Genomic DNA, 25,092 nt, shown 5'->3' on the forward strand with positions numbered 1-25,092 from the left:
TTCCCTGCCCCGACAGGGGCGACGTCGCGGGCGTCAGCCCACGACTTCCGCCGTTTCCAGCACGGCGTGGAGCAGAACCTGGGTGCCGGCGCTCGCCCATTGTGGCGAGATTTCCTCGGATTCGTTGTGGCTCACGCCGCCCACGCAGGGTGTGAAGATCATCGCCGTGGGGGCCACGCGGGCGATGTAGCAAGCGTCGTGCCCGGCGCCCGACACCATGTCGCGGTGGCTGAAGCCGCCCCGCTCCGCCGCGCGCCGCACCGCCCCGACGCAGGCCTCGTCGAAGGGCACGGGAGGATAGTTGAACACCTGCTTGACGTCGGCTTCGAGTTTCGCGGCCTCGCAGATCGCCGCGATGCCGGCGTGCAAGGCCGCGTCCATGGCGACCAGCACGGCCTCGTCCGGATGCCGGAACTCGCAGGTGAGGAACACCTCGCCCGGGATGACGTTGCGCGATCCCGGATAGGGGGTGAGCATGCCGGTGGTCGCCACCGCCAGCGGCGGATGGTCGAGCCCGATGCGGTTGACGAGTTCGACCACGCGCGCGGCGCCCACCAGCGCGTCGCGGCGGCGCGGCATGGGCGTCGACCCGGCGTGGCTTTCGAACCCCTTGAGCGTCACCTCGTACCAGCGCTGCCCCTGGCCGTGGGTGACGACGCCGATGTCGATGCCCTCGTCCTCGAGGATGGGCCCCTGCTCGATGTGCAGCTCGAACATCGCGCGGATGTCGCGCCCACCGCAGGGCGCGTCGCCCTTGTAGCCGATGCGGGCGAGTTCGTCGCCGAGGCGGACGCCGTCGCGATCCTCGATCGCATAGGCTTCGTCCAGCGTGTAGGCGCCGGCGAACACGCCCGACGCCACCATGGCGGGGGCGAAGCGGGAGCCCTCCTCGTTGGTCCAGTTGGCGACCTCGATCGGGTGCCGCGTCCGCACGTTCAGGTCGTTCAAGGAGCGCAGCACTTCCAGGCCGGCCAGCACGCCGAGCACGCCGTCGTACTTGCCCCCGGTCGGCTGGGTGTCGAGGTGGCTGCCCATCATCACCGGCGGCAGGCCGCGCTCCGTGCCTTCCCGGCGCGCGAACATGTTGCCCATGGCGTCCACCGTCAGCGCCAGGCCGGCGGACGCGCACCAGCGGGCGAACAGGTCGCGGCCCTGCCGGTCGACGTCGGTGAGGGTGAGACGGTTGCAGCCGCCCTTCGCCGTGCCGCCGATCCGGCCCATCTCCATCAGGCTGTCCCACAGGCGCGCGCCATCGATGCGGAGGTTGGACAGATCTGGCATGAAGGGGCTCGCGACGGTTCGCGCCATCGACACGCGGCGCTTCGACGCGAGTGAACGTCAGTTTTTCCGATCGGTCAAACGCCCCATGTCGTCACGGAACGCCAGCCCGGAGCGCCGGCCCGCGGCCCGCGCGGAGGTCGAAGACGCCATCCTGCGCGCCGCCGAGGCCGAGTTCGCCGAGAAGGGCTACGACGGCGCCACCACGGCCGCCATCGCGGCGCGGGCCGGCCTGCCCAAGGCCAACCTGCACTATTACGTCGCCACCAAGGAGGCGCTGTACCGGCGCGTCATCGGCGGCGTGCTCGACGCGTGGCTGGCCGAAGCGCGCAGCTTCGACGAGAACGGCCCGGCGGCGGAAGCGCTGACGCGCTACATCGAGGGCAAGATGGACCTGGCGCGCGCCCGGCCGCTCGGTTCGCGCATCTTCGCCCGCGAGGTGATGAGCGGCGCCCCCGCGGTGCGCGACTTCCTCGAGACCACCCTGGCGGAATGGGTGAAGGCGCGCGGCGCCGTCGTGGAAGGCTGGATCGCTTCCGGGCAGGTCCGGCCGCTCGACCCCAAGGTGCTGTTCTTCACCATCTGGGCCGTCACACAGCACTACGCCGACTTCGGCGCGCAGATCGCGGCGCTGAACGGCGGCGCGCCGCTCGACGACGACGCCTTCGCGGCGGCGAAGCGGCAGGTCGTCGAGACGATCCTGCGCGGCATCGGCCCCGACCGCGCGTGACGGCACCCCGAATCTCGCCTAGCCTGGGCAGAGCCGTCCCCGGGCTTCGGTCGCCGGAGCCGCGTGCGAGGAGATCACCATGCGATTGAGTGCGCGCAATCAGTTGAAGGGCCGGATCGTCGAGGTCACGAAGGGCCAGACGACCGCCCACGTCCGCATCGACATCGGCGGCGGCGTGATCGTCACGGCTTCGGTGACCAACGAGGCGGTCGACGAGCTCGGCCTCAGGGTCGGCGAAGCGGCCCACGCCGTCATCAAGGCGTCGGACGTCATGGTGGCCGTGGACTGAGATGCGCCTCGGCACCCCTTCCCTCTTCGCCGTCCTGGCCGTCGCCGCCCCGCTCGCCGCGTCCTCGCCCGGGACCGCCCTGGCGCAGGACGCGAGCGGCTGCGCCAAGTTCCGATGGCCGGTCGACCGCGAGCGCTCCGCCTTCGGCACGCCCGGCCTGCGCACGGTCGAGGCGGGCAAGCCCCTGCCCGGCATCATGGACCCCGCGATCGTGGCGCTGCAGCCGGTGGCCGACGTGAAGTTCGAGCGGCCGCCGAGCCGCAAGCCCAAGGACGGCACCTTCGGGGCCGTGGTGAAGACGCCGCCGCTCGCGGTGGGCGGCATCTACCAGATCACGACGTCCGACGACGTCTGGATCGACGTCGTCCAGGACGGGCGCGAGCTCAAGCCCAAGGCCGTCACGGGCGAACGGGACTGCCCGAACGTGCGCAAGAGCGTGCGCTTCGACTTCGCGGCCGGGCAGGCGACCGTCGAGATCAGCGGTTCGGCGGCGAACAGCGTCAAAGTGGACTTCCTGCCGCCGCCGTGAGGGCGGAACGCGCGACGGCGCCCGACGTTCTCCCCGTCCCAGACGAGGAGGACCGCATGAGCGACCACAAGCAGGGCCAAGCCGGCAGCGGAAACCACACGCCCCAGAAGGGCGAGCAGCCCCACGGCAAGGCCGACAAGCATGTCGACACCGGCGAACACGCCAAGAAGACCGCCAAGGTCCACCACGACACGGTGCCGGACGCCAAGGGCACGGCCAAATATCCGGATTGACGTCGGCGATCGAAGGGCTGGGCCGCAGGGGAGCGCGGTTCGCCGCGCGTGCGGCGCGGCGCGGCGAACGCGGATTGGGCCGGCAGGAGCCGGGGCGCGGGCCAGGGGGAGCAGGACATGGCTGAACTCGTCGGCACGATCGCCTGGGTCACGGGCGCGGGCAGCGGCATCGGGGAAGCATCCGCCCTGGCGCTCGCCGGGGCGGGCGCGACGCTGGTGCTGACCGGACGCCGTGCCGAGCCCCTCGACGCCGTCGCGGCCAGGATCACGGCGGCCGGGGGGACGGCCCTGGCGCTGCCGGGCGACCTGACGCGGCCCGAAACGGCGGGCGAGATCGTCGCCGAAACGGTGCGCCGCTTCGGGCGGCTCGATATCCTGGTGAACAACGCCGGGCTGAACATCGCGGCGCGCGCGTGGCGCGACCTGACGCCGGGCAGCATCGACACGGTTCTGGGCGGCAACCTGTCCGCCGCCTTCTACTGCTCCGCCGCCGCGCTCCCGCCCATGCGGCGGCAGCGCGGCGGCGTGTTGATCCACACGGCATCCTGGGCGGGGAAATACATCTCGCCCGTGAGCGGGCCGGCCTACACGGCGGCCAAGCACGCCGTCGTGGCGATGAGCCAGAGCATCAACATGGAAGAATACCGGGACGGCATCCGCTCGACGGCGGTGCTGCCGGCCGAGGTCGCGACGCCGATCCTCGACCGGCGCCCGGTGCCGCCCAACGCCGACGAGCGCGCCGCCATGCTGCAACCCGAGGACCTCGGCGCCCTGGTGCTGTTCATCGCCACCCGGCCGCCGGGCGTGTGCCTCAACGAGGTGACGATCAGCCCGACGATGAATCGCATGTACGGGACGTGACCCCGGCCTCTTCCCCCGCCGTCGCGGGGGAAGGCGACATCCTGCCCGGTCCCGACCGGGCTATTCCGCCGCGTTCCGCACCGCCGCGGGGTTGTTGGGGTGGGTCGTCCAGTTGGCGTAGGGCCGATCGTAATCCATCCCGGTCCGGGGATCTGCGCCCGCCGTGCGGTGCTCCAGCGTGATGCAGTTCTCGACCGGGCAGATCTCGACGCACAGGTTGCAGCCCACGCAGTCCTCGTCCTTGACCACGAACCTGCGGCGGCCGTCCACCGTCGCCGTGATGGCCTGGTGCGAGGTGTCCTCGCAGGCGATGTGGCATCGCCCGCAGGAGATGCACAGGTCCTGGTCGATGCGCGCCTTGGCGACGTAGTTGAGGTCGAGGAACTGCCAATCGGTGACGTTGGGCACCGCCATGCCGCGGAAGTCCTCGATGCCGCGGTAGCCCTTGGCGTCCATCCAGGTGGACAGCCCCGACACCATCTCCTCCACGACCTTGAACCCATAGGTCATCGCGGCCGTGCAGACCTGCACGGTGCCGGCGCCGAGGGCGATGAACTCGGCGGCGTCGCGCCAGGTGGTGATGCCGCCGATGGCGGAGATCGGCATGCCGCGCGTCGCGGGGTCGCGGGCGATCTCGCTCGTCATCGACAGCGCGATGGGCTTCACCGCCGGCCCGCAATAGCCGCCGTGCGTGCCCTTGCCGCCGACGTGGGGCGACGGCGCCATGCGGTCGAGGTCGACCGCCACGATGGAATTGATCGTGTTGATGAGCGACACGGCGTCGGCACCGCCCCGCTTCGCCGCGCGCGCCGGCTGGCGGATGTCGGTGATGTTGGGCGTCAGCTTGACGATCACCGGCATGCGGGTGAACGCCTTGCACCAGCGCGCCACCATCTCGATGTATTCGGGCACCTGCCCCACCGCCGAGCCCATGCCGCGCTCGCTCATGCCGTGCGGGCAACCGAAGTTCAGCTCCACCCCGTCGCAGCCCGTCGCCTCCACGCGCGGCAGGATGCGGCGCCAGCTGTCCTCGTCGCAGGGCACCATGACGGAGGCCACCAGCGCCCGGTCCGGATGGAGCTTCTTCACCTCGGCCATCTCGCGCAGGTTCACCTCCAGCGGCCGGTCGGTGATCAGCTCGATGTTGTTGAAGCCCATCAGCCGCCGGTCGGGGCCGTGGATGGCGCCGTAGCGCGGGCCCGACACGTTGACGACGGGAGGGCCCTCCTCGCCCAGCGTCTTCCACACCACCCCGCCCCAGCCCGCCCGGAAGGCGCGCAGCACGTTGGTCTTGCGGTCGGTGGGCGGCGCGGAAGCGAGCCAGAACGGGTTCGGCGAACGGATGCCGAGGAAGTCGCTGCGAAGGTCGGCCATGTCAGGCGGCTCCAGGAAGGGCGGTGTCCTGCGCCCGCAGGTGCGCATCGATGGCGAGGGCGGCGCGTTTGCCGTCCTCGACGGCGCTGACGGTGAGGTCGGGCCCGCCGGCCACGCAGTCGCCGCCCGCCCACACGCCGGGCAGCGTGGTGCGGCGGTCGCCGTCGACGCGGATGCGCCCGCCGTCGAGCGCCAGGGTGCCGCCGCCGAGCGCGACGCCGCCCAGCGCATCACCGACAAAGGTTTGGCCGATGGCGCAGAGCACGAGGTCGGCCGGCATCGCCACCTCCTCGGCCGCGCCGGAACCGGGAAGGCGATGGACGAAGCGCACGGCGGAAACGGCGCCATCCCGGTCGTCGAAGCCCGTCGGCGTCATCCAGTGGCGGATCACCACGCCGTCCGTCTTCGCCAGGTCCTGCTCCCAGCGGCTGGCCTTCATGTCGGCCGCGCCGCGGCGGTAAGCGATCGTCACCTGTTCGGCGCCGAGGCGGCGCGCCTGCACGGCGGCGTCCACCGCCGTCATGCCGCCGCCGATCACCACGACGCGCCGCCCCACCGGGACGGCGGCCTTGTCCGGCGCCTGGCGCAGGCCCTCGATGAAGCCCAGGGCATCGACCACGTTGCGCCGCCCCCCCATGCCGTCGAGCGCGTTGACGCCGGCGAGCCCGAGTCCGAGGAACACGGCGTCGTGCCGGTCGCGCAGCGTCGCGAGATCGATGTCCCGCCCCAGGCGGAAGCCGGGCCGCAGGTCGATGCCGCCGATGCCGAGGATGAAGTCCACCTCGGCCTGGGCGAACCCGGCCGGCGTCTTATAGGCGGCGATGCCGTATTCGTTGAGGCCGCCGGGCTTGGGCCTGCCGTCGTAGAGCGTCACCGCGTGGCCGAGCATCGCGAGCCTGTGCGCCGCCGCGAGTCCCGACGGCCCGGCGCCCACCACCGCGACGCTGCGGCCCGACGACGGCGCGCGGGTGAAGGGATGCGTGCCGGCCTCCGCCGAGGCCGCCATCATGGCGTCGGTGGCGTGGCGCTGCAACGAGCCGATGCGCACCGGCTTGCCTTCCGCGTGTTCGCGCACGCAGGCCTCCTCGCACAGCTGTTCCGTGGGGCAGACGCGGGCGCACATGCCGCCCATGATGTTCGCCGACAGGATGGTGTCGGCGGCGCCGAGCGCGTTGTCCTTGGCGATCTGCCGGATGAAGAGCGGGATGTCGATGCCGGTCGGGCAGCTTCGAACGCAGGGCGCGTCGTAGCAGAAGTAGCAGCGCTCCGATTCGACGAAGGCCTCGTGGCGCGTCAGCGGCGGGGACAGGTCCGCGAAGTTGCGGGCATAATCATCGGCGGCGAGCCGCCCGCCCGCAACGCCGTCCGTGGTGATCGACGCCATCCTGACCTCTCGGGATACGACCTGACCGATTGGTCAAGTGTCGGGCCGCGCGAGAGGGCTTGTCAAGGCGAAGAGATCGGCAGCACAAGACGCCGGAAGCAGCAACGGCCCAGGACTCAGGCATGCCCGACATCATCGCGCTCGGCGAACCCATGGTCGAGCTGAACCGCCACAAGGGCGCCGAGCATTACGCGGTGAGCTGCGGCGGGGACGTGTCGAACGCCATGGTGGCGGCGGCGCGGTCGGGCGCCTCGTCGGGGATCGCCACTGCGGTCGGCGACGACGAGTTCGGCCGCACGCTGCTCGCCATGTGGGCGCGCGAGGGGGTCGACGCCGCCCACGTCCGGGTCGACCCGGCGGCCCCCACGGGGCTCTATTTCGTGTCCCACACCGAAGCGGGCCACGACTTCTCCTACCGGCGCGCCGGCTCGGCGGCGAGCCTCTACGGCTCCGGCGACCTGCCCCGCGACGCGATCCGGGGCGCCAAGGTGCTGCACGTGTCCGGCATCAGCCAGGCGATCTCGACGCGGGCCGCCGATGCGGTGTTCGACGCCATGGCGGTCGCCCGCGAAGCCGGCGTCCTCCTGTCCTACGACACCAACATCCGCGTGAAGCTGTGGCCGGTGGCCCGCGCCCGCGCGGTGATCCACGAAGCGATGACGAACATCGACATCGCCCTGCCCGGCCTCGACGACGCGCGCCTGCTCGTCGGCGTCGAGGACCCGGACGCCATCGCGGACCGCTACCTGTCCTTCGGGGCGCGCATCGTGGCGCTGAAGCTCGGCAGCCAGGGCTGCCTCATCGCCACGGCCGAACAGCGCTTGCGGGTGCCGCCCCACCGCGTCGAGGCCGTCGACGCCACCGGCGCCGGCGACACGTTCGACGGCGCCTACCTGGCCGAATACCTGCTCACCGGCGACCCGTTCCGCGCCGGGCTCTACGCCAACACGGCTGCCGCCCTGGCGACGCGGGGCTACGGCGCCGTGGACCCGATGCCGCGCCGCGGCGACGTGCTGGCGGCGCTGGCGGCGTGACGCCGCGTCGGCCCGACACGACGACTCGGGGAAGCCGCCGTTCCGCCGCGTTTCGCCCGCAGCGTGCCTCTCCAACGATCGAGGACCCTCCGATGCAACGTGCCCCCTTCCCGCGCGCCTTCGCGGCGGCCTCGTTCGCCGCCCTGCTCTGTGCCGTCACGCCCGCGGCCCGCGCCGCCGAGCCCAACGTCCGCCTTCCCGCCCCGAAGGCCGACCTCGCCGCCAGGGCCGGCACGCGCAGCGTGGTGCTGGCGGGCGGCTGCTTCTGGGGTTTGCAGGGCATGTTCGAGCACGTGAAGGGCGTCACCCGCGTCGTCGCGGGCTACGCGGGCGGCGACGCCGCGACCGCGCATTACCGCATCGTCAGCTCCGGCGAGACCGGCCATGCCGAGTCGGTGAAGATCGACTACGATCCCGCCGTGGTGTCATACGGGCAGCTGCTGCAGCTGTTCTTCTCGACCGCACACGACGCGTCCCAGGTCGGGGGCCAGGGGCCGGACGAGGGCTCGCAGTACCGCTCGACGATCTTTGTCGCGGACGCCGCCGAGCGCCGCGTCGCCGCGGGCTACATCGCGGAACTCGGCGCCACGGCGCTGATCCACGGGCCGATCACGACGACGCTGGAGCCCCTGCGCCGCTTCTACCCGGCCGAGGGCTCCCACCAGGACTACCTGATCCACCACCCGGACAGCCCCTACATCGTGACGAACGACGCCCCCAAGATCGCGGCGCTGCAGCGGATCTATCCCGAGCTGTACCGTGACAAGCCGGTCGTGTTGGCGTCGGACTAGAGGCCGTCACATCGGGGGCACCAGGCCGTCGACGCCGACGATGACCTCGTCGGCCGACAGCGTCCCGTCCGCCGCGGAGGCGGCCGAGATGACCACGTGGGCGCCCGGCGCCAGCATGGATCTCGCTCCGGCCACGAACCGGACGACGGGGACGTCCGGCGGGACGTCCAGCACGACCTCGCCCCCGGGATAGGCCAACGTCACCGTGCCGCCGAGGGCGTCGAGGGCGCCCTGATCCACCGTGCCGGCCACCGCCACCCCGCCGGGATCGGCGTCCGAGGGGTGTTGACCGGCGCCGGCCCCGCGCAGGTTGCCGGGGAAGATGTGCACCTCGCGGGCCGTGAGCACGCCGTTGGCATGCCGGGACGCCAAGGCTCCGACGTATCGCCCGGGGGCGACCTCCTCCGGCTTCGCCGCCACGAGCGCGCCGACCCCGTAATCCGGGGCGAGCCTGACCGTCACGGTCCGGCCGGCGTCGTCGACGTGCAGGCGATAGCCGTCGAGCGACGTGACGGTGCCGCGGATGCGCCGGCCCGCTTGGGCCGAAGCCGCACCCGGCAGGAGCACCAGAGCGGCGGCGAGGAGGCTCCAGCGCCGTTTCATCGTCATCTCCTTCCACGGCCGCCGCGATGTCGCGCAGTCGTTCCCAGTTCACATCGGCGGCACGAGCCCGTCCTTGCCGACCGTGACGCGCTCGGCCGTCAACCCGCCGCCTTCGCCGGCCTGCGCCTGCACGATGACGTGGGCGCCGGGCGCCAGCATGGCGCGGTCCCCCGGCGCGAACATCACGATGGGCGCGTCCTTCGGCACCGTGATGCTCTTCTCGCCGCCCTTGTAGGCGACCGTCAGCGTGTCGCCCGCCGCCCCTTTCACCTCGTTGCCCACCGTGCCGTTGGTCATGGTGCTCTGCGGCCCCAGGTCGAAGGCGCGATGGCCCTCGCCGGAACCCCGCATGGCTTCGGGGAAGATGTGGATCTCCTTGGCCACCAGCGTCCCGTCCGGCTGCGTGTTGGCGGCGGCACCGATGAAACTGCCGGGCGTCACGTCGCCGAGCTTGGCCGGCACCAGGGCCGTCACGGTGTAGGTCGGCGACAGCGCGATCTGCACGTCGTGGCCCGCCGCGTCGTGGATCCGCAGCGCCGTGCCGTCGATCGACACCACCGTGCCGCGCAGCCGGGTGGCGCTTTGGGCCATCGCCGCCCCGCCGAGCAGGCACAGGGCCGCCGCGGCCGTCAAAGCTCGTCTCGTCAGCATCGCGAAGTTCTCCCGCGGCGGCGCGCCCGGTTCCCGGTCGCCGCCGATCCCGCTATGGATGGCCCGTTGTCCCGCGACGCAAGGAATATCGCATGCGCATCGACGGCCGCGCGTTCCGCACCATCTGGCTCGGTGCCGACGGCGCCTCGGTCGAGGTCATCGACCAGCGCGCCCTGCCCCACCGCTTCGCGCTCCGCACCCTGCGCGACGCCGGCGACGCCGCCGCCGCCATCGCCGACATGACGGTGCGGGGCGCGCCGCTGATCGGCGCCGCCGGGGCCTACGGCCTGGCGCTCGCCATGGCGGCCGACCCGTCCGACGCCAACCTGTCGACGGCTCATGGCGCCCTGCTCGTGGCGCGGCCGACCGCCGTCAACCTGCGCTGGGCGCTCGACCGCATGCGGGCCCGCCTGGCGCCGCTGAAGGCCGGCGAACGCCGGGGCGCGGCCTTCGCCGAGGCCGTCCGGATCGCCGACGAGGATGCCGGCACCTGCGAGCGGCTGGGGGAACACGGTGCCGCGCTGATCGCCGAAGCCTGGGAGCGCAACGGCCGGTCGCGACCCGTCGACGTGCTGACCCATTGCAACGCCGGCTGGCTCGCCGCCGTCGACTGGGGCACCGCGCTGGCGCCGATCTACAAGGCGCATCGCGCGGGCGTGCCGGTCCACGTGTGGGTCGACGAGACCCGGCCGCGCAACCAGGGCGCCAGCCTCACCGCCTACGAGCTGCTCGGGGAAGGCGTGCCCCACACCGTCGTGGTCGACAACGTCGGCGGCCACCTGATGCAGCACGGCCGCGTCGACCTGTGCATCGTCGGAACGGACCGCACCACGCGCACCGGCGACGTGTGCAACAAGGTCGGCACTTACCTGAAGGCCCTGGCGGCGCACGACAACGGGGTGCCGTTCTACGTGGCGCTGCCGTCCTCCACCGTGGATTGGCGGGTCAGCGACGGCGTGCGCGAGATCCCCATCGAGGAACGCTCGGCCGACGAGGTGACGTTCGTGTCCGGGGAAACGGCGTCGGGCGCCATCGAAACCGTGCGGGTGGTGCCGCGCGGCAGCGCGGTCAGCAACTACGCCTTCGACGTCACGCCGGCGCGGCTCGTCACCGGGCTCATCACCGAGCGCGGCGTTTGCGCGGCGTCGGAAGCCGGACTCCTGTCGCTCTTCCCCGGCGAGGAAGGCGACAAGGCGGCCTGAGGCTGGGATCGAGGGGCCCGCGGCCTACTGCACCAGCAGCGTGGCGATGCCGAACCCGTCGGTGCCGCAGCGCAGCGGCGTCAACCGCAGCCCGGGCCCGTGCGGCGACGCGCAGCCGGCCAGATCCGGCAGGCCGGCGTCCCGCGCCATGTGGCCGGCGTCCAGCGGCAGCAGCCCCGGATGGGCCTCGACCAGCTTCGCCAAGCGGTCCTCGTTCTCCTCGCGCAACACCGAGCAGGTCACGTAGACGAGGCGGCCGCCCGGCTTCACGCAGGACACGGCGGTCGCCAGGATCTCGTCCTGCTCCTTGATGCGCTCCTCCAGCGCGCCGGGGCGCAGGCGCCACTTCGCGTCCGGGTTGCGGCGCCACGTGCCTGTGCCGGTGCAGGGCGCGTCGACGAAGACCACGTCGAACCGTCCTTGCAGGTCGCCGAGCGCCGTCTGGCGCCCCTTCGGGGCTCGCACCTGGACGTTGCGCACGCCGGCGCGCGCCAAGCGGTCGTAGATCGGCATGAGCCGGCGCCCGTCGAGGTCGGTCGCGAAGATCTGCCCCTTGTTCTCCATCATGGAGGCGAGGGCCAGCGTCTTGCCGCCGCTCCCGGCGCACAGGTCGAGCACCTGCATGCCGGGCTTCGCCCCGCTGAGCAGCGCCGCCACCTGGCTGCCCTCGTCCTGCACCTCGACGAAGCCTTTGACGTAGGCGGGTTCGGCCGCGAGCGCGGGCGCACGGCCGTCCTCGCCGACCGCGATCCGGATGCCGTCGCGCGCGTGTCCCGCCGCTTCGGGGCGGAGGTGGGCCAGCGACCGCATGGCCTTATCGCGGTCGACCTTCAACCGGTTCGCCCGCAGGTCGACCGGGGCGCGCCGCGCCAGCGCCCGCCCCTCCTCGACCGCTCCGTCGCCGAAGGCCGCCGCGAAGGAGCCGGCCAGCCATTCCGGGTAGTCGCCGCGGACGTGGTCCGGCGCGCCGTCCAGCGAGCCGGACGCGTAGCGCTCCCGCTCTCCGTCGGTGAGCGGCGTCGGCGCGTAGCCTTCGCCGGTGCACAGGGCCGCGACCGCGTCGAGGTCCATGCCGCGCAGCTCGCGCAGGGCGCCCAGCAGCACCGCCCGGGTCGCGTCGGAGCCCATGACATGGGCGGCCGAACTCTTCACCCGGAGCGAATCGTAGACGAGGCTGCCGATGGCGGCACGGTCCTTGGAACCGGCGTAGCGATGCGCCGTGCCCCACTCCTTCAGGGCATCGGCGGCGGGGCGCCGTTGTATTTCGATCACATCGAGGATCTCAATGGCGGCGGAAAGACGGGCACCGGAGTTCATGCGAGATTCGCCACAATTGAGCCTGGAATGAGAAGAAAACCGGGCGGCGCCGTTCAGCGAACGCGCCCTCCGATTGCGTAATCAAGGATCATTCGAATGACCCGTATCGTCCGCCAGGCGGCCCTCGCCGCCCTGGCCCTGTCGCTGGCGGCCTGCGCCACCACCCCGCCGCCCCCGCCCCCGCTGCTGCCGGCGCCCCCGAAGATGCGCCCGGACGCCAAGACGACCCTCGAAAACCACATGTGACCGGGGACGGCGCCCGACGCGTTCGGGCGCCCGACGGCGACGGAGGGGGGCGGCTCGGGCCGCCCTTTTCCATGAGGACGATCGCCGCGGCGGTCAGACACCGCCCGGATAGTTCGGGCTTTCGCGGGTGATCGCGACGTCGTGGACGTGGCTTTCGCGCAGGCCCGCATTGGTGATGCGGACGAACTGCGCGCGGCCCTGGAAGTCCTTGATGGAAGCCGAACCCGTGTAGCCCATCGCGGCGCGAAGGCCGCCGGTGAGCTGGTGGAGGATGGCGCCCAGCGGCCCGCGATAGGGCACCTGCCCTTCGATGCCTTCCGGCACGAGCTTCAGCTCGTTGCGCACCTCGGCCTGGAAGTAGCGGTCTGCGGAGCCGCGCGCCATGGCGCCCACCGAGCCCATGCCGCGGTAGGATTTGAAGGACCGGCCCTGGTACAGGTAGACCTCGCCGGGGCTCTCGTCCGTGCCGGCGAAGAGGGAACCGATCATCACGCTGTCGGCGCCCGCCGCCACCGCCTTGGCGACGTCACCCGAGAACTTGATGCCGCCGTCGGCGATCACCGGCACGTCCTGCCGGCGGGCGGCTTCCGCCGCGTCCATGATGGCGGTGAGCTGGGGCACGCCGACGCCCGCCACGATGCGGGTCGTGCAGATCGAGCCCGGCCCGATGCCGATCTTCACGGCATCGGCGCCGGCGTCGATCATCGCCTTGGCGCCTTCGGCCGTCGCCACGTTGCCGGCGATGATGGAAACCTTGTTCGACAGGCGCTTCAGTTCGGCGATCTGGTCGAGCACGAGCTGGGAATGGCCGTGCGCGGTGTCGACCACCACGCAATCGACGCCGGCCTCTATCAACATCATCGAGCGGGCGAAGCCCTTGTCGCCGACGCTGGACGCCGCGGCGACGCGCAGGCGCCCCTCGGGATCCTTGCAGGCCAGCGGGTGCAGCGTCGCCTTCTCCATGTCCTTGACGGTGAGCAGCCCGACGCAGCGGTCGTCGTCGTCGACGACGATCAGCTTCTCGATGCGGTGCTGGTGCAGCAGCCGGCGCGCCTCGTCGGGGCGCACGCCTTCGCGCACCGTGACGACCTTCTTGGTCATGAACTCGGTGACGCGCTGGCTCGGGTCGTCGGCGAAGCGGACGTCGCGGTTGGTCACGATGCCGACGATGCGCGCCGGCAGGCCCGCGGGGCCGGGCTCAACCACCGGGATGCCGGAAATGTTGTGGCGGCGCATCAGCTCCAGCGCCTTGGCGAGCGTGGCGTCCGGGTTGATGGTGATGGGGTCCACCACCATGCCGCTCTCGTAGCGCTTCACCCGCCGCACTTCTTCGGCCTGGGCCTGGGGCTCGAGGTTGCGGTGGATCACGCCGATGCCGCCGGCCTGCGCCATCGCGATGGCGAGGCGCGCTTCCGTCACGGTGTCCATGGCGGAGGAGATCAGCGGGATGTTGAGGTCGATGGCGCGGGTGAGCCGCGTCTTCACGTCGACCTGCCCCGGCATCACGAGGGAATGGGCGGGCCTCAGCAGCACGTCGTCGAAGGTGAGGGCCTCGGACAGGATCGGGCGTGCGATGGTCATGGCCAACTCCGGGCGGGTCGCGGGGGCCCAGATGGCCGATGCGACGAAAAGAGCGGCGCCGGTGGGGCGCCGCTCGGGTTGGCAGTGGCGACTAGCACGCCATCGCGACGGGGGGAAGACGCGGCGCCGCGCGGCGTCCGCTTCCTTCCGCGATCGACCCGTCAGGCAACGCGGCCGGCGTCCCACCCGCCATAGGCGCGCTGCGCAGCCGCGGCGGTGGCGCCCGACACCGCGCCCTGCGTGCCCGCCCCTGCGGCCGCGGCGCTCCGGCCCGAGCCGGACGACGCCGACATGTCCGAAGCGGATCCGGCCGTCGATGCGCCGGACGACGCCTGCGAGGACCGCTGGGCCGCCGCGAGCAGGGCCGCGGGGCCGCTGCTGGGGGACGGGCCGGACAGGAGCGAGGCGAGTCGCGCCACGACCGAACCGTTCGCGCTTTCGTCCGCCATCGCCTGAGCCCTGGCCCTGTCGGCATGCTCTTCGGCCGAAGCCGAAGCCGACACGCCAGGGGCGGACGTGGGCTGTGCCGGCCCGTGCGCGCTCGACACGTCGCCGCCGTTCGATCGGGCAGCGCCGGCGTTCTGCGGCGACGCGGGTGTCGCGCTGCCGCTCGAAGACGCGCTGGCGGACGCGTTCCGCTGCGGTGCCGCCGTGGCCTGCGTGGGCGTTGCAGCGCCGCCGCCGGATGCCGTGCCGGCGTTTTGACCCGACGGGCCGTTCGCGCCCGGAGCGGCGGCGCCCTGGGCCGACGAAGACGAAGCCGCGGCGCCGGCGTCCGACGACGAGGCCGCCGTCTGCGTTTGGCCGGTCGCCCCGCCGTCGCCCGCGGCGGCGGCGCCGCCGGATGCCGTGCCGGCGCTCTGCCCCGACGGGCCGCTCGCGCCCGGAGCGGCACCGCCCTGCGCCGACGGGGACGGGGACGCGGCGCCGGTATCCCGCGACGGTGCCGAAGGCTTGGTCCGGCCATAGGTCCCGGCGTCCCCCGAGGAGGCGTCGTCGTGGCCGGGAGGCGGGGAGCCGCTCGCTTGAGGCGATGCGGCGGCCTTGGACGACGTCTGCGGCGGCGGGGAAGCACCATTGCCCGACGTTTCGGGCGAGGGGCTCGGGCTTCTCGGCGCGACGGAAACTGGTGAACTGATCGAAGACAGGGCCAAGGACATTTCGCATCTCCTGTGATGCGATGCTCTACTTGCACCGACAGACAGCGTCGCCAGGAACGCGTCGGCATGGACTACCGGACGTCACGCCGGTTTCGCAGATCGGAGCGGACGGCTGAACGCATCGTTCACCACGCCGCCGATGTCCCGCCACCGGCGACGCGCCGCGCCGGCTCCATCCGCAGCGGCCGGCCCAGGAAAAGTCGCACCGGCACCGTAAAGCCCGTCCGAAGGCGTACCGAGCCCTTCGCAGCCCTCCCCACCGAGAGTCCCGCCCCGCCTTGCCCCGTCACATGCTGGTCCCCCTCGTCGTGGCCTGTGCGCTGTTCATGGAGAACATGGACTCGACCGTCATCGCGACCTCGCTCCCCGCGATCGCCGCCGACCTGCACCAGGACCCGATCACGCTGAAGCTGGCGATGACGTCCTATCTCATCAGCCTCGCGGTCTTCATCCCGGCCAGTGGCTGGGCGGCCGACAAGTTCGGCGCGCGGCCGGTGTTCCGCGGCGCCATCGTGGTGTTCGTGCTCGGCTCCATCCTGTGCGGCCTGTCGAGTTCGCTGGCGACCTTCGTGGCCTCGCGCGTCGTCCAGGGCCTGGGGGGCGCCATGATGGTCCCCGTGGGGCGGCTCGTCCTCCTGCGGTCCGTCCCGCGCGAGGAACTCGTCACCGCCCTGGCCTACCTCACCGTGCCGGCGCTGATCGGTCCCATCCTCGGGCCCCCCCTCGGCGGCTTCATCACGACCTACTTCGATTGGCGCTGGATCTTCTGGATCAACGTGCCGATCGGCGTGCTCGGCGTGACCCTGGCGACGCTGTTCATCGCCGACATCCGCGAGGCCGACGTTTGGCCGCTCGACGTCACGGGCTTCCTGCTGTCGGGCGCGGGGCTGTCGTCGTTGTCCTTCGGGCTGACGGTCATCGGCCGCGGCATCGTGCCGGCGCCCGTCACGGCGGCGCTGATCGCCGGCGGCCTGGTCCTGGTCGGCGGCTACTGCGTCCACGCGCGCTGCGCCGCCCACCCCATCATCGATCTCGCGCTCCTGCGCATCCCCACGTTCCGGGCCAGCGTGGCGGGCGGCTTCGTGTTCCGCCTCGGTATCGGGGCGCTGCCCTTCCTCTTGCCCCTGATGCTGCAGATCGGCTTCGGGCTGAACCCGTTCCAGTCGGGAACGCTCACCTTCGCGGCCGCCGCCGGCGCCATGCTGATGAAGACCACCGCCAGACCCATCCTCCGCTGGCTGGGCTTCCGCACCGTGCTGGTGTGGAACGCCGCGCTGTCGAGCCTCTTCATGGTGGCCTACGGCTTCTTCAGCCCGACGACGCCGGAGGTGCTGCTGTGGGTGGCGCTGCTCGCCGGCGGCTTCTTCCGGTCGCTGATGTTCACCTCCATCAACGCCATCGCCTATGCCGACATCGACGCTCCTCAGATGAGCCGGGCCACGAGCTTCGCGTCGGTGGCGCAGCAGCTGTCGCTGTCGACCGGGGTGGCGGCCGGCGCGGGCTTCATCGAGCTGTCGCAATGGTGGCACGCCGACGCGACCCTGACGGTGCGCGACTTTTCCTTCGCGTTCTACGCCGTGGCGCTCGTGTCGGCCTCGGCGAGCCTCGTGTTCGCGCGCCTGCCGGCCGACGCCGGAGACCTGATGCGGGGCGTGCGCAAACGCGACGCGTCGGCCGCCGCGGCGCCGACCGGCGGGCTCGGCGATCAGCCCGCCGCGCTGGTGGGCGAGGCCGGCGCGCCGCGGAAGCCCGTCGCCAGCACGTAGAGCTCGGACGAATCGGCCCGGCTGGCCTTCGGCTTGACGTGTTTCACCACCGTGAAGTCGCGCTTCAGCATGGCCAGCAGGTCGCCGTCGGTGCCGCCCTGCAGCACCTTCGCGAGAAAGAAGCCGCGCGGCGCGAGGATCCCTTGCGCGAACTCGTAGGCGAGTTCGACGAGGCCCATGATGCGGAGCTGGTCCGTCTTCTTGTGGCCGGTGGCGTTGGACGCCATGTCGGACAGCACGCCGTCGGCCCGCCCCCCCATCATCTCGGCGATGCGGGACACGGCCGTCTCGTCGTTGAAGTCCATCACGGCGAAGTCGACGCCCGGAACGGCGTCCATCTCCAGCAGGTCGATGGCGACGACCTTGCCGGGCCCCGCCACGGCCTCGATGCGCTGCGCCGCCACCTGGGACCAGCCGCCCGGCGCGGCGCCGAGGTCGATGATGCGCTGGCCGGTCCGCAGCAGCTTGAACTGGTCGTCCATCTCGATGAGCTTGAAGGCGGCGCGCGACCTGTAGCCCTCCGTCTTGGCGCGGGCCACGTAGGGGTCGTTGAGCTGGCGGCCGAGCCACAGCGCCGACGACATGGTGCGCTTGTTGGCCGACTTGACCCGCGTCTTCAGCGATCGCCCGCCTTCGCGGCCGGACGACGGCTTGTTCGTGGTCATGGACGTGTCTCCTGGAAGCGCGGTCCGCCATCCTATAACGATCGGCACCGCCGAAGGACATCGCCGATGTCGCGCCGGTCCGCGCCTTCGCCGACGGTCGAGGTCCTCGACCGCTGCTACCGGCCGGCGGCGGCTGGCCGGCCGGCCCACACGCCGTCGCGGCTCATCATCTGGATCAGGATGCCCTCGCGCAGACCGCGGTCGGCGACGCGCAGGCGCTCGCTCGGGAACGTCCTGCGCAGGGCTTCGAGGATGGCGCAGCCGCCGAGCACCAGGTCGGCGCGATCCGGCCCGATGCAGCCGTTCGCCACCCGCGCCTCGAACGGCATGGCCCGCACCCGCCGCACCGCGTCGTCGACGTCGGCGCGGTCCATCCAAAGCCCGTCCACGCGGCGCCGGTCGTAGCGCGGCAAGCCGAGGAACACCCCCGCCACCGTGGTCACGGTGCCCGACGTCCCGAGCAGATGGAAGCGGCCGCAGCGGTGCTCCGCCTTCACCTGGGCGGCGAAGGGCGACAGCGCGGCCTCGACGTGGCGCACCATGGCGCCGAAACAGTCGGGGGACACGTCCACGCCGCCGAAGCGGTCCGCCAGCGACACGACGCCGAGCGGCAGGGACGTCCAGGCACGGATGCGGTCGCGCACGGGCCGGTCGCCGTCCGCCGAGCGGTCCCTGTCCAGCCACACGATCTCGGACGAGCCCCCGCCGATGTCGAACAGCACCACGCCTTCGGCGGCCGCGTCGGCCAGCGCCGCGCAACCCTCCGCGGCGAGCGACGCTTCCGTTTCACGGTCGACGATCTCGACCTCGAGGCCGGTATGCGCCCTGACCCGTTCGAGGAAGGCGGGCCCGTTGCCGGCCGCGCGGCACGCCTCGGTGGCGATGAGCCGGGACCGGCCGACGCCGCGCGCCGCGATCTTGTCCCGGCAGATCGACAGCGCCGCGAGGGTGCGGGCGATGGCCGCTTCCCCGAGCCGCCCCGTGACCGACAAGCCTTCGCCGAGCCGGACGATGCGCGAAAAGCTGTCGACGATCTGCAGCCCGTCGGACGAGGGACGCGCGACGAGCAGGCGGCAGTTGTTCGTCCCGAGGTCGAGCGCGGCGTAGAGGTCCTGTCGCCGCGCTTCGACGGGGTCCGTCGCCCGGGACGGGCAGAGCGCAACCCTGTGTTCCACCGCGGCCTCCTGCGCGTGAATCGCGCCGCGCCGGCCGACCCTCCCCGTCATGGACGGAGCTTAAGGGGAATCCGCCGTCGCCAGCAAGGGCGGCACCGCGCTTCCCCACCGCCGCGCCCGGCCGTCAGCGCGCTTCGGCGCGACCGTCCCGAGCCGGCGCCGCATCGGGGGCCGCCGGGCGCGCGGCGACGCGGCGGCGGCGGCGGTTGCGCTTGGCCCAGATGTTGAGCATCTCGACGCCGCCCGAGAACACCATGGCGAAGTAGAGATAGCCGCGCGGCACGTCGAACCCGGTGCCTTCCGCCACGAGCGACAGGCCGATCAGCACCAGGAAGCACAGCGCCAGCACCTTGCTGGTCGGGTGCTGGCGGATGAAGCCCGCCACCGCGGTGGCGGCGGCGAACATCACCACGATGGAGATCAGGATCGCCGTGACCATGACGGCGAGGTCGCGCGCGATGCCGATGGCGGTGAGGATGGAATCGAAGGAGAAGACCAGGTCCATCACGGCGATGTTGAGGATCACCAGCGCCAGGGCGCGGGGTTTCGGCACGGCGCCGTCGTCGTCCCCGTCGCCTTCGTCGATCGCGCCGTGGATCTCCAGCGTCGCCTGCACGATCAGGAACAGGCCGGCCGCCACCAGCACCATGTCGCGCCAGGACAGGGGATGGTCGAGCACCGTCACCACCGGCCGCGTCAAGGCGATGAGCCAGGTCAGGCCGGCGAGGCTCCCCACGCGGAACAGGAACGCGAGGCCGAGGCCGAGCAGGCGCGCGAAGCGGGCCCGGCCGGGCGGCAGGTTCGCGCCGATCAGCGACACGAAGATGACGTTGTCGATGCCGAGCACGATCTCCATCGCGGTCAGCGTGCCCAGCGCGAGCCAGCCCGACGGCGTCGCGACCCAGCCGAAGTCCACGGTCACGACGCCGCTCCGCCGGCCACAGCGGCGCCGCACCGGAGCGCCGCGGTTGCCGCGGGGTCGACGCGCCCTCTATGCAGCGGGGATCCCGAGGAGCCACCGTCCATGAGCGCATCGTTGCCCCCCGCCGTCCCCGAGGCGGCCGACGTCGTCGTGGTCGGCGCCGGCGCCGTCGGCCTGTCGCTCGGCATCGCTCTGGCGCGGGCTGGCATCGGGACGGTCCTGGTCGGCACGGTGGACGCGCGGCCGACGGGCCGCACCGTGGCTCTGCTGGAAGGTTCCGTCGGCTTTCTGGCACGCCTGGGCGTGTGGGAGCAATTGCGCCCGTCCGCCGAGCCCTTGAAGGTGATGCGCCTCGTCGACGACACGGGCTCGCTGTTCCGCGGGCCGCCGCTCGATTTCGACGCGCGCGAGATCGGCCGGGACTGCTTCGGCTACAACATCCAGAACCACCTGCTCGTGGAAGCGCTGGCCGGGGCCGCCCGTGGCGTGCCGGGGCTGACGCTGCGGCCCGGCCGCCTCGACGCCTTCGCGTTCGGGCCGGACCGGGTGACGGCGACGGGGCCGGACGGGGTCGCCGCGACGGGAGCGCTGCTGGTGGCGTCCGACGGCCGCCGCTCGGCGGCGCGCAAGGCGGCCGGCATCGGAGCGCGCGAGACCCCCTATCCGCAGGACGCCCTCACGACGACGCTGCACCACGACCGGCCGCACCGCAACGTATCGACGGAGTTCCACACCCGCGGCGGGCCTTTTACCCTCGTGCCCCTTCCGGGGACCGCGGAAGCGCCGCACCGGTCGAGCCTCGTATGGGGCATGGCGCCCGAGGCGGCGGAGCGCCGCGCCGCCCTGTCGCCGGAGCGCCTGGCGCGCGACATCGAGCGGCAGAGCCGCATGCTGCTGGGCCGCGTCCGCGTGGCGGGCACGGTCGGCCGCTTCCCGATCGGCGCCCTCAAGGCCGACCGGATCGTCGGCCCGCGCGTGGCGCTGGCCGGGGAAGCCGCCCACGCCATGGCGCCCATCGGCGCCCAGGGCCTGAACCTCAGCCTGCGCGACGCGGCGGCCCTGGCCGACATCCTGTCGGACGCCGCGCGCGGCCACGAGGACCTCGGCAGCGCCGCCGTGCTGGACCGCTACGCCCGCACCCGCCAGGGCGACATCGCGGCGCGGTCCTTCGGCGTCGACTGGCTCAACCGCGCCATCCTGGACGACCGGCTCCCGGTCGACCTGCTGCGCGGGGCGGGGCTCTTGGCGATGGGCAGCATCGGCCCGCTGCGGCGCTTCGCCATGCGGCGGGGACTGATGCCGGGCGCGGACCGGACGACCGGGGCGGGTTGACGGCGGGGAAGGCCATCGTCCATGGGACGCGCTCCTCCCGTCCCGTTCCCCCCGCCCGACCCCGGACCCCGATGCGATTCGATTGGCGCCCCGTCCGCCACCGCCTGGAACACCGCCTGTTCCTGGCGGCGGGGCGACTCTTCCGGGGCCTGGGGCTCGACCGCGCGTCCGCCTTCTCGGGGGCAGTGTGGCGCGCCGCGGCGCCGCGTTCCAAGCGGCACCGTCGGGCGCTGAACCACCTCGCGCTGGCTTTCCCCGACATGGACGCGCCGCGGCGCGAGGCGATCGTGCGCGCCATGTGGGAGAACCTCGGGCGCACCTTCGCCGAAGCCTTCTTCCTCCCCGAGATCGCGGGCAGCGCCAGGATCACCTTCGAGAACGTCGACGCCTTCGACGAATGGAGGGCGTGGCCGGGCGGCAAGGTCGCCTGCGCGGCCCATCTCGCCAACTGGGAGCTCACCATCGCGCCGGCGACGCTGAGCGGGCTGCGGCCCTGGAGCATCTACAAGCGCCTGCGCAATCCCCTCGTCGACCGCGACGTCCACGCGCTGCGCCGGCACCTCTACACCGGCGGCCTCGTGCCCAAGGAGGCCGGCGTGCCGCGGCAGTTCCTCCGGGTGATCCGGGACGGCGGCACGGTGGGGCTCCTGACCGACCTGCGGGACGGCGCGGGCGCGCTCGTGCCCTTCTTCGGGCGGCCCGCCCATACCACGACGTTTCCCGCCCTCCTGGCCCTGAGCGCGGGCTCGCCGATCCTGGTCAGCTGCATGCGACGCGTGTCGGGCGTCAGCTTCGTGCAGAGCTACGCGCTGGTCCGCATGCCGGACAGCGGCGACCGAAAGGCCGACCTCATCACCGTCACGGCGGACGTGCAGGCGGTGTTCGAACGCTTCATCCGGCGCTGGCCGGAACAATGGATGTGGGCGCACAAGCGCTGGGGCTGAGCCCCGAACCGACAGGACCCGACAGATGCGGATCGCCACCTGGAACGTGAACTCGGTCCGCCAGCGGCTGCCCCACCTCCTCGACTACCTCGGCAAGGCTGCGCCGGACGTCCTGTGCCTGCAGGAACTGAAGTGCGTCGACGACGCGTTCCCGCGCGCCGAGATCGAGGCGGCGGGCTACCGCAGCGCCGTGCACGGCCAGAAGGGGTTCAACGGCGTCGCCATCCTGACCAGGGCGGAACCGCTGGAGGTCCGCATCGGCCTGCCGGGCGACGAGGGCGACGTCCAGTCCCGCTACATCGAGGCCGTGATGGCGGGACCCGCCGGCCCGGTGCGCGTCGCCAGCATCTACCTGCCCAACGGCAACCCGCCGGACACGGACAAATTCCCCTACAAGCTGGGCTTCATGGACCGGCTGATCCGCCGCGCCTCGGAGCTGATCCAGGCCGAGGACTGCTTCGTCCTGGCGGGGGACTACAATGTCATCCCCGAGCCGCGCGACGCCTACGACGCGGCGGCCTGGACGGGCGACGCGCTGTTCCTGCCCGACACCCGCCGGCGCTTCCGCACGCTCCTCAACCTCGGGCTGACCGAGGCGGTGCGGGCCACGACCGACGCGGCCGGCGTGTACAGCTTCTGGGACTACCAGGCCGGGGCCTGGCAGAAGGACCGCGGCATCCGCATCGACCACCTGCTGCTGTCGCCCCGCGCCGCCGACCGGCTCCGCTCGGCCGCCATCGACAAGCATGTCCGCGCCGCCGACAAGCCGTCCGACCACGTCCCGGTGCGGATCGACCTCGGCTGACCCGGGTCAGTTCCGCTTGTGGTGCTCGTCGAGGTACAGCGACGCCACCTGCCGGTCGCTGTCGGAGGCCGACGAGGCGGCCTTGCCGTAGAGGTCGACGATCCAGGCGTCCTTCGGGTCCTTGCCGCCCAGGGCGGCGTCACGCGCCATCGTCAGCCACATCAGCCCCTTGGCCCGCTGGGGCGGCATTCCGTCGAAGCCGTTGAACAGCATGTGGCCGAGCAGCGCCTGCGCCTGCAGGTGCCCCTTGTCGGCCGCCAGGGCGAGCCACCGCACGGCCTGGCGGGGGTCCTTCGGCAGGGCGCCGTCGGCGCCGTCGAGGTAGAGCCGGGCGAGGTTGTACTGGGCATCCGCATTGCCGAAGTTCAGCGCCGCGTATTGGAACATCTCGAGCGCGCGCTCGGGATCGGCCTTGACGCCGGTCTTGGGCAGGCCGTTCAAGCTGTACACGCCCACCGCCACGAAGGCGTTGGACACGACGGACAGGTCGCGGCGGTCGCCGTCCTCCTCGTCGTAGTTGGCGACGATCTGCGAAAAGTACCGGTAGGCCTTGTCGTCGTCCTGGGGGACGCCGTCCCCGGACGCGTACATGCGGCCGAGCTTCCAGCGGGCGAGCGGGTTGCCGTTGGCGGCCGCATATTCGAAGGCCTCGACGGACGTCTTGAAGTTGCCGGAGCGGTAGCCGTCCATCCCCTGCCGGAACGCCTGCGACGGGGTTTCGAAGAGGGACAGCCTGCCGGCGGCCTTGACGCCCTGCGACGCCACGTCGGCGCCGTCGAAGGCCGACGCCGGGGAAGCCCAGCACGGCACGACGGCGACCAGCAGGGTGAGGGAGATGCGACGCGAGATCGTCATGGATCCGGAACTCAACCGCGGCGGGATGCTGAAACGATGCGAAGCGCGGACGCGGAAAACGCGGTGCCGGTCCGTCGGACAAGACTGCGGAATGCCCCCATAGATTCCGGTTCCCCTCGACCGCCGGGCCGGCGCCCCGCGCGCCCCCGTGGATGGCGCGAGACGGCCCCGCCGGTCGCCCGGCGGTCATCTCCCGTTCATCTCGCCTCGGATCGGCGATCAACTCTCGATGGGGGAGAGTAGCGGTCGGTTTATGGCTGAATAGCGGCGCCCACGCTGCCCCAATCGGGCCGAGTTGGGATGATCCAGGATTGTTGCGCCAATGCCACGTTCAGGTCGCGGACCGTTGTGGAAAGGCAACGCCGTCGATACTTCACGGCATGGCGAACGACGATTCAGCATCGCGCCTCGCCGATTCTGCCCGCGCCGCTGCGGGGCCGGCGATTCGACATGCCAGGCGAAGCCGGGGCCGCACAGCGAAACGGCCCCCGCGGGAGCGGGAGCCGTCGAAATCGGTGCCGGTCGTGTTGGGCCGGGGTTCAGCCGCGGGGGCCGCGCGCGACGCGCTCGATCTCGCTGCGCACGAGCCGCTCCACGAGCTGCGGGAGGTTGTCATCGAGCCAAGTCTTCAGCATCGGCCGCAGGAGGTCGCGCATGACGCGCTCGAGCATCGGGGTGTTCTGCAGCACCACCGTGGCGGCCAGCGTTTCGAAGGCCGACATGACCGATTCGCCGAGCGGCGGGGACAGCAGGTCGCCTTCGGCGTCGTCGCCCAGGGCAGGAACGGGATGGTCTGGCATATCGTGGTCCTCATCCTGCGCCTGCGCGCGCATCGCGGGTTCGGGCAATCTTGCCCGCAGGCCGGAGATGCCGCCGGCATCCCTCTCGTCCTGCGCCCCGCCGTGGTAAGCCGCCTCGTCCGCGTCCGATGGCACCGGGGCCGCCGCCTGCAGGGGGGGACGGTCCGCGGAAGGCACGAGCCGGGCGAGGTCGAGCACGTCGTCGTAAGGTGTGCGGGCGCGGGCCAAGCTGCGCTCCCCTTCGGCCGCCGCATCCGGGCGGCGGGCCGCGACCGGGGTGAGGGCCGGCTTGCCGCCGCCGTTCTGATCGTCGGCGATGATCCGCCGGATCGAGGCCAGGATGTCTTCCATCGAGGGCTCCGAGGACCGACCCTCGGCCGGCTCGGGGGGATAGGCGCTGGCAGCGGTCATGAGCCTGAGGACCTTCTTACGCTTTACGGGGTCACGAGCCAGGTCGTCGGCGCCACGGAAAGATTGCGGCGTAAACCTGTCCTTAACGGATACGTCCGGTCCCGTCCGCAAACAAGCCATGTGTGGCGAAGTTCCGTGGACAATCGGGCCGGAC

29 protein-coding genes are annotated in these 25,092 nt (G+C 72.2%); 16 read left to right on the top strand and 13 right to left on the bottom strand.

Going from position 1 to position 25,092, the window contains the following annotated elements; translation table 11 throughout:
• Positions 1-33 precede the first annotated feature (33 nt).
• Positions 34-1,281, bottom strand: a complete 1,248-nt coding sequence (locus D3273_RS11865) for a Zn-dependent hydrolase (RefSeq protein ID WP_207210767.1) — start codon at positions 1,279-1,281, stop codon at positions 34-36.
• Between the two features lie 85 nt (positions 1,282-1,366).
• Here D3273_RS11865 and D3273_RS11870 point away from each other — a divergent pair, with 85 nt between their 5' ends.
• The 5 genes from D3273_RS11870 (at position 1,367) to D3273_RS11885 (ending at position 3,920) form a co-directional block, all read left to right on the top strand.
• Positions 1,367-2,008 (top strand): TetR family transcriptional regulator C-terminal domain-containing protein, encoded by a 642-nt coding sequence (locus tag D3273_RS11870; protein WP_129226749.1) that lies wholly within the window; start codon positions 1,367-1,369, stop codon positions 2,006-2,008.
• A gap of 79 nt (positions 2,009-2,087) precedes the next feature.
• Positions 2,088-2,297, top strand: a complete 210-nt coding sequence (locus D3273_RS11875; protein ID WP_129226750.1) for a TOBE domain-containing protein — start codon at positions 2,088-2,090, stop codon at positions 2,295-2,297.
• Position 2,298: 1 nt separating this feature from the next.
• The gene (locus tag D3273_RS11880; RefSeq protein WP_129226751.1) at positions 2,299-2,826 is read left to right on the top strand and encodes a hypothetical protein; all 528 of its coding nucleotides are present in this window, start codon (positions 2,299-2,301) and stop codon (positions 2,824-2,826) included.
• Between the two features lie 56 nt (positions 2,827-2,882).
• Positions 2,883-3,059, top strand: a complete 177-nt coding sequence (locus D3273_RS28210) for a hypothetical protein (protein WP_165359465.1) — start codon at positions 2,883-2,885, stop codon at positions 3,057-3,059.
• 117 nt (positions 3,060-3,176) lie between these two features.
• Positions 3,177-3,920 carry an SDR family oxidoreductase gene (locus D3273_RS11885; protein ID WP_129226753.1) on the top strand — a complete coding sequence of 248 codons (744 nt, stop codon included), beginning with the start codon at positions 3,177-3,179 and terminating at the stop codon, positions 3,918-3,920.
• 60 nt (positions 3,921-3,980) lie between these two features.
• Here the strand turns inward: D3273_RS11885 and preA are convergent, their stop codons facing one another.
• Together preA and D3273_RS11895 are read right to left on the bottom strand one after the other, a co-directional pair.
• Positions 3,981-5,294, bottom strand: a complete 1,314-nt coding sequence (gene preA, locus D3273_RS11890) for an NAD-dependent dihydropyrimidine dehydrogenase subunit PreA (protein ID WP_129226755.1) — start codon at positions 5,292-5,294, stop codon at positions 3,981-3,983.
• Between the two features lies 1 nt (position 5,295).
• Positions 5,296-6,678, bottom strand: a complete 1,383-nt coding sequence (locus tag D3273_RS11895) for an NAD(P)-dependent oxidoreductase (protein WP_129226757.1) — start codon at positions 6,676-6,678, stop codon at positions 5,296-5,298.
• 122 nt (positions 6,679-6,800) lie between these two features.
• On the opposite strand from D3273_RS11895, the gene D3273_RS11900 reads away from it, so the two are divergent.
• Both D3273_RS11900 and msrA read left to right on the top strand, forming a co-directional pair.
• Positions 6,801-7,712, top strand: coding sequence for a sugar kinase (locus D3273_RS11900; protein WP_129226759.1), 912 nt, complete (start codon positions 6,801-6,803; stop codon positions 7,710-7,712).
• Between the two features lie 92 nt (positions 7,713-7,804).
• Positions 7,805-8,503: a peptide-methionine (S)-S-oxide reductase MsrA gene (gene msrA / locus D3273_RS11905; RefSeq protein ID WP_129226760.1), complete on the top strand. Its 699-nt coding sequence runs from the start codon at positions 7,805-7,807 to the stop codon at positions 8,501-8,503.
• A gap of 6 nt (positions 8,504-8,509) precedes the next feature.
• Here the strand turns inward: msrA and D3273_RS11910 are convergent, their stop codons facing one another.
• Positions 8,510-9,106, bottom strand: coding sequence for a DUF5666 domain-containing protein (locus D3273_RS11910; protein ID WP_129226762.1), 597 nt, complete (start codon positions 9,104-9,106; stop codon positions 8,510-8,512).
• A 48-nt stretch (positions 9,107-9,154) separates the two neighbouring features.
• On the bottom strand, positions 9,155-9,757 hold the full coding sequence (locus D3273_RS11915; protein ID WP_129226764.1) for a DUF5666 domain-containing protein: 603 nt from the start codon (positions 9,755-9,757) through the stop codon (positions 9,155-9,157).
• A gap of 92 nt (positions 9,758-9,849) precedes the next feature.
• On the opposite strand from D3273_RS11915, the gene mtnA reads away from it, so the two are divergent.
• Entirely contained in the window at positions 9,850-10,959 is a 1,110-nt protein-coding gene (gene mtnA, locus D3273_RS11920) for an S-methyl-5-thioribose-1-phosphate isomerase (RefSeq protein ID WP_129226766.1), read from the top strand.
• Positions 10,960-10,983: 24 nt separating this feature from the next.
• Here the strand turns inward: mtnA and D3273_RS11925 are convergent, their stop codons facing one another.
• A complete protein-coding gene (locus tag D3273_RS11925; RefSeq protein ID WP_129226768.1) occupies positions 10,984-12,276 on the bottom strand; it encodes an RsmB/NOP family class I SAM-dependent RNA methyltransferase in 1,293 nt (430 codons plus the stop codon).
• A gap of 96 nt (positions 12,277-12,372) precedes the next feature.
• Between D3273_RS11925 and D3273_RS28215 the strand changes: the two genes are divergently transcribed.
• Complete coding sequence (locus D3273_RS28215) at positions 12,373-12,522, top strand: hypothetical protein (RefSeq protein ID WP_165359466.1); 150 nt, start codon at positions 12,373-12,375, stop codon at positions 12,520-12,522.
• 93 nt (positions 12,523-12,615) lie between these two features.
• On the opposite strand, the gene guaB is transcribed toward D3273_RS28215, so the two are convergent.
• A complete protein-coding gene (guaB, locus tag D3273_RS11930; RefSeq protein ID WP_129226770.1) occupies positions 12,616-14,103 on the bottom strand; it encodes an IMP dehydrogenase in 1,488 nt (495 codons plus the stop codon).
• Positions 14,104-14,264: 161 nt separating this feature from the next.
• Positions 14,265-14,396 carry a hypothetical protein gene (locus D3273_RS29625; RefSeq protein ID WP_281011260.1) on the bottom strand — a complete coding sequence of 44 codons (132 nt, stop codon included), beginning with the start codon at positions 14,394-14,396 and terminating at the stop codon, positions 14,265-14,267.
• On the opposite strand from D3273_RS29625, the gene D3273_RS28220 reads away from it, so the two are divergent.
• From D3273_RS28220 to D3273_RS11940, 4 genes are all read left to right on the top strand, one after another.
• Positions 14,395-14,559: a hypothetical protein gene (locus D3273_RS28220; RefSeq protein WP_165359467.1), complete on the top strand. Its 165-nt coding sequence runs from the start codon at positions 14,395-14,397 to the stop codon at positions 14,557-14,559. The two genes, D3273_RS29625 and D3273_RS28220, sit on opposite strands and share 2 nt — an antisense overlap.
• 60 nt (positions 14,560-14,619) lie before the next feature.
• Positions 14,620-14,808: a hypothetical protein gene (locus tag D3273_RS11935; protein WP_129226772.1), complete on the top strand. Its 189-nt coding sequence runs from the start codon at positions 14,620-14,622 to the stop codon at positions 14,806-14,808.
• Between the two features lie 339 nt (positions 14,809-15,147).
• Entirely contained in the window at positions 15,148-15,279 is a 132-nt protein-coding gene (locus D3273_RS29630; RefSeq protein ID WP_281011261.1) for a hypothetical protein, read from the top strand.
• 274 nt (positions 15,280-15,553) lie between these two features.
• Complete coding sequence (locus tag D3273_RS11940) at positions 15,554-17,029, top strand: MFS transporter (protein WP_129226774.1); 1,476 nt, start codon at positions 15,554-15,556, stop codon at positions 17,027-17,029.
• Here D3273_RS11940 and D3273_RS11945 read toward each other — a convergent pair.
• From D3273_RS11945 to D3273_RS11955, 3 genes are all read right to left on the bottom strand, one after another.
• Entirely contained in the window at positions 16,969-17,694 is a 726-nt protein-coding gene (locus D3273_RS11945) for an RlmE family RNA methyltransferase (protein WP_129226776.1), read from the bottom strand. The two genes, D3273_RS11940 and D3273_RS11945, sit on opposite strands and share 61 nt — an antisense overlap.
• A gap of 116 nt (positions 17,695-17,810) precedes the next feature.
• The gene (locus D3273_RS11950; RefSeq protein ID WP_245501126.1) at positions 17,811-18,869 is read right to left on the bottom strand and encodes a Ppx/GppA phosphatase family protein; all 1,059 of its coding nucleotides are present in this window, start codon (positions 18,867-18,869) and stop codon (positions 17,811-17,813) included.
• Between the two features lie 124 nt (positions 18,870-18,993).
• Positions 18,994-19,791, bottom strand: a complete 798-nt coding sequence (locus D3273_RS11955; RefSeq protein ID WP_245501127.1) for a TerC family protein — start codon at positions 19,789-19,791, stop codon at positions 18,994-18,996.
• Between the two features lie 102 nt (positions 19,792-19,893).
• Between D3273_RS11955 and D3273_RS11960 the strand changes: the two genes are divergently transcribed.
• The 3 genes from D3273_RS11960 to xth all read left to right on the top strand — a co-directional run bounded on the left by D3273_RS11960 (position 19,894) and on the right by xth (position 22,872).
• A complete protein-coding gene (locus D3273_RS11960; RefSeq protein ID WP_129226780.1) occupies positions 19,894-21,123 on the top strand; it encodes an FAD-dependent monooxygenase in 1,230 nt (409 codons plus the stop codon).
• Between the two features lie 71 nt (positions 21,124-21,194).
• The gene (locus tag D3273_RS11965; RefSeq protein ID WP_129226782.1) at positions 21,195-22,067 is read left to right on the top strand and encodes a lysophospholipid acyltransferase family protein; all 873 of its coding nucleotides are present in this window, start codon (positions 21,195-21,197) and stop codon (positions 22,065-22,067) included.
• Between the two features lie 25 nt (positions 22,068-22,092).
• The gene (gene xth / locus D3273_RS11970) at positions 22,093-22,872 is read left to right on the top strand and encodes an exodeoxyribonuclease III (RefSeq protein ID WP_129226784.1); all 780 of its coding nucleotides are present in this window, start codon (positions 22,093-22,095) and stop codon (positions 22,870-22,872) included.
• Between the two features lie 6 nt (positions 22,873-22,878).
• Here the strand turns inward: xth and D3273_RS11975 are convergent, their stop codons facing one another.
• Positions 22,879-23,727 (bottom strand): tetratricopeptide repeat protein, encoded by an 849-nt coding sequence (locus D3273_RS11975; protein ID WP_129226786.1) that lies wholly within the window; start codon positions 23,725-23,727, stop codon positions 22,879-22,881.
• Between the two features lie 539 nt (positions 23,728-24,266).
• On the bottom strand, positions 24,267-25,058 hold the full coding sequence (locus D3273_RS29635; protein WP_428977773.1) for a PopZ family protein: 792 nt from the start codon (positions 25,056-25,058) through the stop codon (positions 24,267-24,269).
• Positions 25,059-25,092 lie beyond the last annotated feature (34 nt).

Origin of the sequence: Lichenibacterium minor (genome assembly GCF_004137685.1) — a bacterium.
Lineage (GTDB): Bacteria > Pseudomonadota > Alphaproteobacteria > Rhizobiales > Beijerinckiaceae > Lichenihabitans > Lichenihabitans minor.

Bases quoted from the DNA above. Each gene is read 5' to 3' on its own strand.
- mtnA (WP_129226766.1), top strand. From the start codon at position 9,850: ATGCGCATCGACGGCCGCGCGTTCCGCACCATCTGGCTCGGTGCCGAC.
- D3273_RS28220 (WP_165359467.1), top strand. From the start codon at position 14,395: ATGTCCGAAGCGGATCCGGCCGTCGATGCGCCGGACGACGCCTGCGAG.
- D3273_RS29635 (WP_428977773.1), bottom strand. From the start codon at position 25,058: ATGGCTTGTTTGCGGACGGGACCGGACGTATCCGTTAAGGACAGGTTT.
- D3273_RS11885 (WP_129226753.1), top strand. From the start codon at position 3,177: ATGGCTGAACTCGTCGGCACGATCGCCTGGGTCACGGGCGCGGGCAGC.
- xth (WP_129226784.1), top strand. From the start codon at position 22,093: ATGCGGATCGCCACCTGGAACGTGAACTCGGTCCGCCAGCGGCTGCCC.
- D3273_RS11925 (WP_129226768.1), bottom strand. From the start codon at position 12,276: ATGAACTCCGGTGCCCGTCTTTCCGCCGCCATTGAGATCCTCGATGTG.
- D3273_RS11965 (WP_129226782.1), top strand. From the start codon at position 21,195: ATGCGATTCGATTGGCGCCCCGTCCGCCACCGCCTGGAACACCGCCTG.
- guaB (WP_129226770.1), bottom strand. From the start codon at position 14,103: ATGACCATCGCACGCCCGATCCTGTCCGAGGCCCTCACCTTCGACGAC.
- D3273_RS11960 (WP_129226780.1), top strand. From the start codon at position 19,894: ATGAGCGCATCGTTGCCCCCCGCCGTCCCCGAGGCGGCCGACGTCGTC.
- D3273_RS11875 (WP_129226750.1), top strand. From the start codon at position 2,088: ATGCGATTGAGTGCGCGCAATCAGTTGAAGGGCCGGATCGTCGAGGTC.
- D3273_RS11915 (WP_129226764.1), bottom strand. From the start codon at position 9,757: ATGCTGACGAGACGAGCTTTGACGGCCGCGGCGGCCCTGTGCCTGCTC.
- msrA (WP_129226760.1), top strand. From the start codon at position 7,805: ATGCAACGTGCCCCCTTCCCGCGCGCCTTCGCGGCGGCCTCGTTCGCC.
- D3273_RS11900 (WP_129226759.1), top strand. From the start codon at position 6,801: ATGCCCGACATCATCGCGCTCGGCGAACCCATGGTCGAGCTGAACCGC.
- D3273_RS11880 (WP_129226751.1), top strand. From the start codon at position 2,299: ATGCGCCTCGGCACCCCTTCCCTCTTCGCCGTCCTGGCCGTCGCCGCC.
- preA (WP_129226755.1), bottom strand. From the start codon at position 5,294: ATGGCCGACCTTCGCAGCGACTTCCTCGGCATCCGTTCGCCGAACCCG.
- D3273_RS11975 (WP_129226786.1), bottom strand. From the start codon at position 23,727: ATGACGATCTCGCGTCGCATCTCCCTCACCCTGCTGGTCGCCGTCGTG.
- D3273_RS29625 (WP_281011260.1), bottom strand. From the start codon at position 14,396: ATGTCGGCGTCGTCCGGCTCGGGCCGGAGCGCCGCGGCCGCAGGGGCG.
- D3273_RS11865 (WP_207210767.1), bottom strand. From the start codon at position 1,281: ATGCCAGATCTGTCCAACCTCCGCATCGATGGCGCGCGCCTGTGGGAC.
- D3273_RS11940 (WP_129226774.1), top strand. From the start codon at position 15,554: ATGCTGGTCCCCCTCGTCGTGGCCTGTGCGCTGTTCATGGAGAACATG.
- D3273_RS11910 (WP_129226762.1), bottom strand. From the start codon at position 9,106: ATGAAACGGCGCTGGAGCCTCCTCGCCGCCGCTCTGGTGCTCCTGCCG.
- D3273_RS11945 (WP_129226776.1), bottom strand. From the start codon at position 17,694: ATGACCACGAACAAGCCGTCGTCCGGCCGCGAAGGCGGGCGATCGCTG.
- D3273_RS28215 (WP_165359466.1), top strand. From the start codon at position 12,373: ATGACCCGTATCGTCCGCCAGGCGGCCCTCGCCGCCCTGGCCCTGTCG.
- D3273_RS11870 (WP_129226749.1), top strand. From the start codon at position 1,367: ATGTCGTCACGGAACGCCAGCCCGGAGCGCCGGCCCGCGGCCCGCGCG.
- D3273_RS28210 (WP_165359465.1), top strand. From the start codon at position 2,883: ATGAGCGACCACAAGCAGGGCCAAGCCGGCAGCGGAAACCACACGCCC.
- D3273_RS11895 (WP_129226757.1), bottom strand. From the start codon at position 6,678: ATGGCGTCGATCACCACGGACGGCGTTGCGGGCGGGCGGCTCGCCGCC.